At 66.3% G+C, this 6,114-nt stretch carries 8 protein-coding genes; 5 read left to right on the plus strand and 3 right to left on the minus strand.

Annotation, left to right across the window (positions count from 1 at the left end):
• Nucleotide 1: 1 nt before the first annotated feature.
• Entirely contained in the window at nt 2-313 is a 312-nt protein-coding gene (locus ACIPEK_RS35335) for a hypothetical protein (protein ID WP_402004784.1), read from the minus strand.
• Nucleotides 314-750: 437 nt separating this feature from the next.
• On the opposite strand from ACIPEK_RS35335, the gene ACIPEK_RS35340 reads away from it, so the two are divergent.
• The 3 genes from ACIPEK_RS35340 to ACIPEK_RS35350 all read left to right on the plus strand — a co-directional run bounded on the left by ACIPEK_RS35340 (nt 751) and on the right by ACIPEK_RS35350 (nt 2,320).
• The gene (locus ACIPEK_RS35340) at nt 751-1,299 is read left to right on the plus strand and encodes a hypothetical protein (RefSeq protein ID WP_401760477.1); all 549 of its coding nucleotides are present in this window, start codon (nt 751-753) and stop codon (nt 1,297-1,299) included.
• A gap of 97 nt (nt 1,300-1,396) precedes the next feature.
• Entirely contained in the window at nt 1,397-1,879 is a 483-nt protein-coding gene (locus ACIPEK_RS35345) for an NUDIX hydrolase (RefSeq protein ID WP_401760474.1), read from the plus strand.
• A 237-nt stretch (nt 1,880-2,116) separates the two neighbouring features.
• On the plus strand, nt 2,117-2,320 hold the full coding sequence (locus tag ACIPEK_RS35350) for a cold-shock protein (RefSeq protein WP_401760472.1): 204 nt from the start codon (nt 2,117-2,119) through the stop codon (nt 2,318-2,320).
• 72 nt (nt 2,321-2,392) lie between these two features.
• Here the strand turns inward: ACIPEK_RS35350 and ACIPEK_RS35355 are convergent, their stop codons facing one another.
• On the minus strand, nt 2,393-3,286 hold the full coding sequence (locus tag ACIPEK_RS35355; protein ID WP_402004787.1) for a carbon-nitrogen hydrolase family protein: 894 nt from the start codon (nt 3,284-3,286) through the stop codon (nt 2,393-2,395).
• A 236-nt stretch (nt 3,287-3,522) separates the two neighbouring features.
• On the minus strand, nt 3,523-4,524 hold the full coding sequence (locus ACIPEK_RS35360; RefSeq protein WP_402004790.1) for a hypothetical protein: 1,002 nt from the start codon (nt 4,522-4,524) through the stop codon (nt 3,523-3,525).
• A 209-nt stretch (nt 4,525-4,733) separates the two neighbouring features.
• Here ACIPEK_RS35360 and ACIPEK_RS35365 point away from each other — a divergent pair, with 209 nt between their 5' ends.
• Together ACIPEK_RS35365 and ACIPEK_RS35370 are read left to right on the plus strand one after the other, a co-directional pair.
• Entirely contained in the window at nt 4,734-4,997 is a 264-nt protein-coding gene (locus ACIPEK_RS35365) for a helix-turn-helix transcriptional regulator (protein WP_401760378.1), read from the plus strand.
• 156 nt (nt 4,998-5,153) lie between these two features.
• On the plus strand, nt 5,154-6,020 hold the full coding sequence (locus tag ACIPEK_RS35370) for a DUF6083 domain-containing protein (RefSeq protein WP_402004793.1): 867 nt from the start codon (nt 5,154-5,156) through the stop codon (nt 6,018-6,020).
• The last annotated feature ends 94 nt before the right edge of the window (nt 6,021-6,114 follow it).

Genomic DNA, 6,114 nt, shown 5'->3' on the forward strand with positions numbered 1-6,114 from the left:
GCTAGCAAGTTTGAGATAGCTGGCGCTGCTGGCGGGTTTCGACATAGAGCCGGTAAGACTTGGTCCGGGCAGCGGCGGCTGCTTCGCCGTCACGAGCCTCGTCCCAGCACGACCAGCGGTCGTACTGGGCGCGGCGGTAATCCTCGGCGAGTCCGATGAAGTTGGCGCAAGTTTCAAACAACCGCTCTTGTTGGAGATGAGTGCGGGCGCGACCCTCGGCTCGGCTGGCGGCCTTTTCCTGGAAACGGTGCGCTATCACAGCGCCTAGCAAAGTACCCATGACGGCCAAGGCACCCGCGATGATCCCCTCCATAGTGACAGGCCATCATATTAGTGATCAAAAACGTGAGCCGCTTTTCGGTCGATTTCACTGTCAAAGCCGTGCGCGAAGCGCGCTGAAGTGACCGAGATCCGCTCGTGAGGCGTCCGCAGCGAACCAAAGTGCACCAGGCCATCGTGCCTAGTGGGTATGCGTCGCCAGATCGACGCTGCCGACTGGACGCAGCAACTGATGGCGGTGGGGTTTCGCCCCTTCCGTACCCGCCGCTAGGCGTCGCCTTGTCGAGGCGAGGAAGCGCTCGCTATGTTCTCCAGGACGCCAATCCGGCGAGACGCCGTGGCACCAGGTTTGTTGATCTTCTTGGTGTAGTAGACCCGAGAGGCCGGTGTGCCAAGGCGGCGAACGCGCAAAGATCGATCCGGCAGAGAGAGTTCGACTCCGACGGTCGCTTTCTCCAGCGAAGGGCAGCCATGATTGCAGCGCTCATAACCGTCTCGATCGCACTGGCAGGATACATAGCCACGTATCTCAATGGATTACGCCTTACGCAGCGCCAAGAGCGCCTTGCGCGCATAACCAGGCAACTCGCCGAATTCTATGGGCCTCTCCTTGCGATGGAGGAGGTAGGGCTCCTGGCCTACGCAGCGTTCTCAGAACGCCATAGCCGTCCTGACGGGCAATCACCTTTCGATCACGACGGGACGCCGACCGACCAAGAGCTTGCGGAGTGGAGGATCTGGCTTTCCACGGTGTTCATCCCCAACGTCAAGAAGATGCGAGAGATAGTGGTCAGCAAGGCTGATCTGATCATTGAGGCCGAAATGCCACCGGCTCTGATCCAGCTTTGCGCTCACGCTGCGGGCTATGAAATCACTGCCGCTCGATGGAGTGAGGGCGATTATCGAGAGAACTTTTCCGCGATCCCTTATCCGCGCCTGGAAATAACACGCTACGTGCGCAAGTCCTTTCGTGATCTCAAACGCGAGCAGAATCGGCTTCTCGGGGGCCATCGCCCTTAGGGCTTGGCATGGTTCTTAACGGCGATCCGAGAGTATTTGGTGGCGCCGCGGTGTACCTGGTTGCCGCATGTGCCCTGAGGCGCCCTAGGGTTACAGAATGCCCATTCCAGATTTCGTAGTCCATCTTCGCCGATCCGTAGGCCACGGCCTGCTGTGGCTACCCAGTGTCACCGCCGTGGTCGTCGACGAGACGGGTCGGATCCTGCTGAATCGTCGGACGGACACCGGACTGTGGTCCGCGATCAGCGGAATCCTTGAGCCGGGTGAACAGCCTGCGGCCGGCATTGTTCGGGAAGTCTTTGAGGAAACAGGTGTTCGCGTGGTCCCCGAATATGTCTCCAGCGTGTACGCCGAACCTCCGCTGACCCATCCGAACCGGGACAGATCGCAATACCTCAACGTCACCTTCCGCTGTCGACCTGTCGGCGGTGAGGCAAAAGTGAACGATGACGAATCAATCGACGTCGCATGGTTTCCCCCGGCGGAACTTCCGGCTCTGAACACAGCGACGCACCTTCTCATTGAGCACGCACTGAGCGACAACACAGACTGCCGGTTTGTCTGTCCTGACGGGGAGTAACCATTTCCGGTCGCCGCTGCGTGCAGACGGTGGCCAGCGCACGATAGCTGACCGAAGTGCAGTTGCTGACGCAGGCAAGGACCGGACCCATCCCTCTCGACCGGCGGTCTGCCGGGGTTCCTCTGCCACTCTGGGACAGGGGCTCCAGGGTGGGGTAGGACAGCGTCCGGGTGCCGGGATGACGGCAGTTGGAACGCTCACGCCTGGGCGTCCGCAGGATTGTTCGAAGGATGAGGCATGGCCAGTGGAACGGTGAAGTGGTTCAACTCCGAGAAGGGCTTCGGCTTCATTGCGCAGGATGGCGGGGGGCCGGACGTCTTCGCGCACTACTCGAACATTTCCGGTAGCGGCTACCGCGAGCTCACCGAGGGTGAGCGGGTGACCTTCGACGTCGGGCAGGGGCAGAAGGGTCCGCAGGCGGAGAACATCATCCGCGGCTGAGACGGCGGCACAGCACGCGCGGACGGTGTCCATGCACACCCTCCGTTCCGTACGACGCGTGGGGCGAGCCCGTCAGAATGCGGTGCGTGTGTCGCTGCGCGGGTCGCCCTGAACGGTCCTGGCGTTGTAAAGGCCTGCTCGTGCTGAGCGGCGCCAGGGCCGGGCGAGGCGGACGGCCTCGTCGATGTCCGGGTCTGTCGCACCCAGGTCGAGGTCCGCGACGGTCAGCGAGGGCCGGCCGTCGGCCGGGCAGCGGGCGAGCCAGCGCCCTCCCGGGGCGATGATTCCGGAGGGCACAGTGGTGCTGTACTGCGAAGGGATGGAGTAGCCGATCCAGTAGCTGTACAGCGCTCCGTATGCCTGCGCGATGACGGCCCGCGCCGCGTTGTCGACCATGAGTGACACAAGTACGCAGTCCACGCCCAAGCGCTCGTACTCGGCGAACAGTTCGGGGAAGTTGACCTCGATGCACAGCGCGCACCCGACCCGGATGCCGTCGACCTCGAAGACGAGCGGATGGGTTCCCGGGGTGTACATGTACGACACCTCGGTGTGGGACAGGTACCGCTTGTCATAGCGGGCGACGAGACGGCCCTGGTCGGACACCACGTACAGGCTGTTGTGCGGCCCGTTCGGCGGCGTGAGCGGATGGATCGACCCGAAAGCCGCCCAGAGACCGAGCTCACCTGCCAGATCAGCGATCAACTCCCCTTCCTCACGCAGCACATCCCACGCGACCCGGCTCCAGTCCGACACGGCGAGCGTCCCCGGTCCCCCTGTCGACATCACGTGCTTGTCCGGGTAGGTGATCGCGCCTTCCGGGAACTGCACCAGGCGCGCTCCGGTCCTGCTCGCCTCACGCATCAGACCACGGATCTCTGCCCCGCTCGCCCGCAGGGATCCAAGGTCGGTCGGATCCCTCGGTACCGTGCTCTGCGCAACCGCCAACCGCAACGTCCTGGCCACGCGAGAACGATACGCCAGGCCCACATTTCTACAACGTGGCCGAGCCGAGCTGAACGCAATGCCGTTGATTTCCCACATGAACTGAGACTGCTCCTCTTTGACCGAGCGCGCCGTATGGATTCCACTAACGCTTTTCCTTCGAGCGAGGCTCTCTGTATCGCTGCTCAGTCCGTCCCAGAGCCGGGTGCCGGCACAGGCTCTGCGGCCTGGTCCTTGGTTGCAGGGAGCGGATCCGGTTACGCGAACTCCCACTGCACGTCTTCGGGGTTGGGACCGTATGTCCAGGACTGCAGGAAATCTGTGTTGACGAGCAGGTCGAGTACGTGGACGAGCTCTGGTGGGGTGAGGCCGCACATCCGGGCGAGCAGGTCTCCCTCGGCAAGTAGGGGTGCCTGGGGGCTGTCCGTCGGGAGGTGGGCGGTGAGCACGAGTGCCAGTAGGCGGGGGAGCGGGCCAAGCAGGCCAAATCGCGCTGCTGGGCAGGTGCGCAGGGCCCAGTCGGCTGCGCAGGCCCGGTCGTGCCGGGCTGGGGCCTGAGTGCGTACCGCGGCATCCAGCAGCTGCGCGGTGAAACCAGCCCGCCCGGTGCCGGGGCGGGCGGTGTAGCGCAGCCAGTGGGCGTCCTGCAGTTCCTTGTGCGGGGTGGTGGTGTGGAAGTCGAGCCGCATACCGCGGAGCAGCCCGGTAGGGATGCGTACATACCCGGCTGCATTGGAGCGCAAGGCGCACTGCAGTGCCAGCAGACGGGCCGCAGCGGTGGTCTGCATGGGAAGAGCCGCGGCGAGGTAGCTGAGCATCTCGCGCACACGGACCTGCTCGGACGGACCGCGATGCTCCCGCCCGCTCAGTGCCCGGCTCCTGGTCGGTGCCATGCGAGTCGCCGGCGAGGCGGGAAGCGCGGTGTCGGGGACGACAGCGGCGTGTGTGGTGGCCGCCGCGCAGGCAGCGCAGACGTCGGCGAGCCGCCAGAGCCGGCCGCCGTGTTCCCGGGCGAGGACGAGCAGGACCGGACCTGCGCAGCCGCGGTGACGCGGATGCCAGCTACAGCCGCGCGCGTCGCACTGACAGGTACGCAGATGCTGGGGCAACGCGTCGCGGCGTGCATGCCGGGCCAGGTGGGCCAGCGCCTGGGGCGCCGCAGCCCGCACAGGCAGGGTGCCGGGCGGGCACTGCGGGCAGTAGAGCATCGGTCCGCCGCGCTCCGGGCGCAGTTCCACGGTCCAGGTGCGCTGCACCACTGGATGCGTCGTACATAACCTCATGAGGCGCGCCTTCCTCCTGCCTTCGTCGGGTACCGGCCCTTTTCCCGCTCGTGCGGGATGGGGGAGCGGGGTGCTGGCCGCACACCGTAGTGCAGACCTCTGCCCCACGTGCGACGCGACGACCTGCAGAAATAGGGCAGAAGTCTGCACTGACAGGGCAGGGGTCTGCACCTTCGGATGGGGGAGTGACGACCTTCCCGCCCGACCCGAACCTCACCGCCCTCCGCCTGGAGCTCGCGCGACTGAGGAGCGAACGCGGCTGGACCTACGACGAACTCGCCCGCCGCACCGGCCTGGCCAGACGCACCCTCATCGAAATCGAGCAGGGCCGCACCATCGGATCCCTCAAGACCTGGCACGCCCTCGCCCACGCCCTCGACGTGCCCGTCGACCACCTCTTCGGCACCCTCTGCGAAGGGCACGAGCCGCCCGCCGGGTCCGCCGAATAGCACCACCGGCACTGGTGCTGAGGATCACCCGATCCAGCCACCGACAGGAACTCCCGTACGAGAAGCCGCACACCTGTCCCGCCCGGTTGAGCCATCCGCAGGACAAACCGGCACGCTCACCGCAGCCGCGGCACGGCGCCTGTCACCTTCACGCCCATGTCCTCCACTGCCTCATCCGGCCGCCGATGGGACGGAACCCCCAACCGCCCCCACCACCAACGGGCCCTGCGCGTCGCCGCCGACAGCCCCACCCGCCTCGTACGCAGCGCCCAGCCCAGCCGCTGCCACGACTGCGGCAACCGCATCGACTGGTACACCCGCCCCGACAACCACCCCGTCAGCCTCCACCCACAAGAACTCGACGCCACCACCGTTCCGGCCGCCAGCCGCTGGCACGTCAGCTCCGGCATCGCCCACCCCGCCCACGACGGCACCCCCTGGTGCCGCATCCCCCACCTCGCCCTGTGCCCCGCACACCCCGCCCCCACCCCCCTCACCCCGCAGATCGCCGCACTGCGCCGCCACCTCGCCCTGCACACCCGCCGACTCCTCGACACCGGCACCCTCACCCCACCGACACCAGACACAGCCTCACCCGCAACCGCCCCGGAGCCCTGCCGTCCGGCCCGGCCCATCGTTCTGGTCCTCCACACCCGCTACCTCGCCGCCCAACCCGTCGACACCATCCAGTGCGTAGCCCAGACCCGGCTCCGCCACCGCTGCACCCGCCCTGTCCTCAGCCCCGACGCACCGGCCGGTACGTGGACACTCGTTCCCGCCACCACCGGACGCAGACAACTCGCCATCCCGGACGGCCTGATGGCCGTCTACGACCTCACCCACCTCACCTACGCGGAACAACTGCGCTGGCACCACCAACGCTGCCCCGACCACGCCGCCGCCCCAGGCGCAGCCGACCTCGCACGCTGCGACTGGGAAGCCTTCGACCCACTGCTGCACCACCAGCACATCCACAACCGCCTGCCCACCACAGCCCGCCACCGCACCCAGGCACGGGCCTGAGAGGGCGTTCGATAGGGGAACCCCCTATCTGTCCGATCTGCGCTGCGGCGAGACGGACTTGTTTCCATGATCTCGTAGCGCGACACCTGGGTCA

The organism is Streptomyces sp. NPDC088246, from assembly GCF_044741025.1.
In the GTDB taxonomy this organism is placed as follows: Bacteria; Actinomycetota; Actinomycetes; order Streptomycetales; family Streptomycetaceae; genus Streptomyces.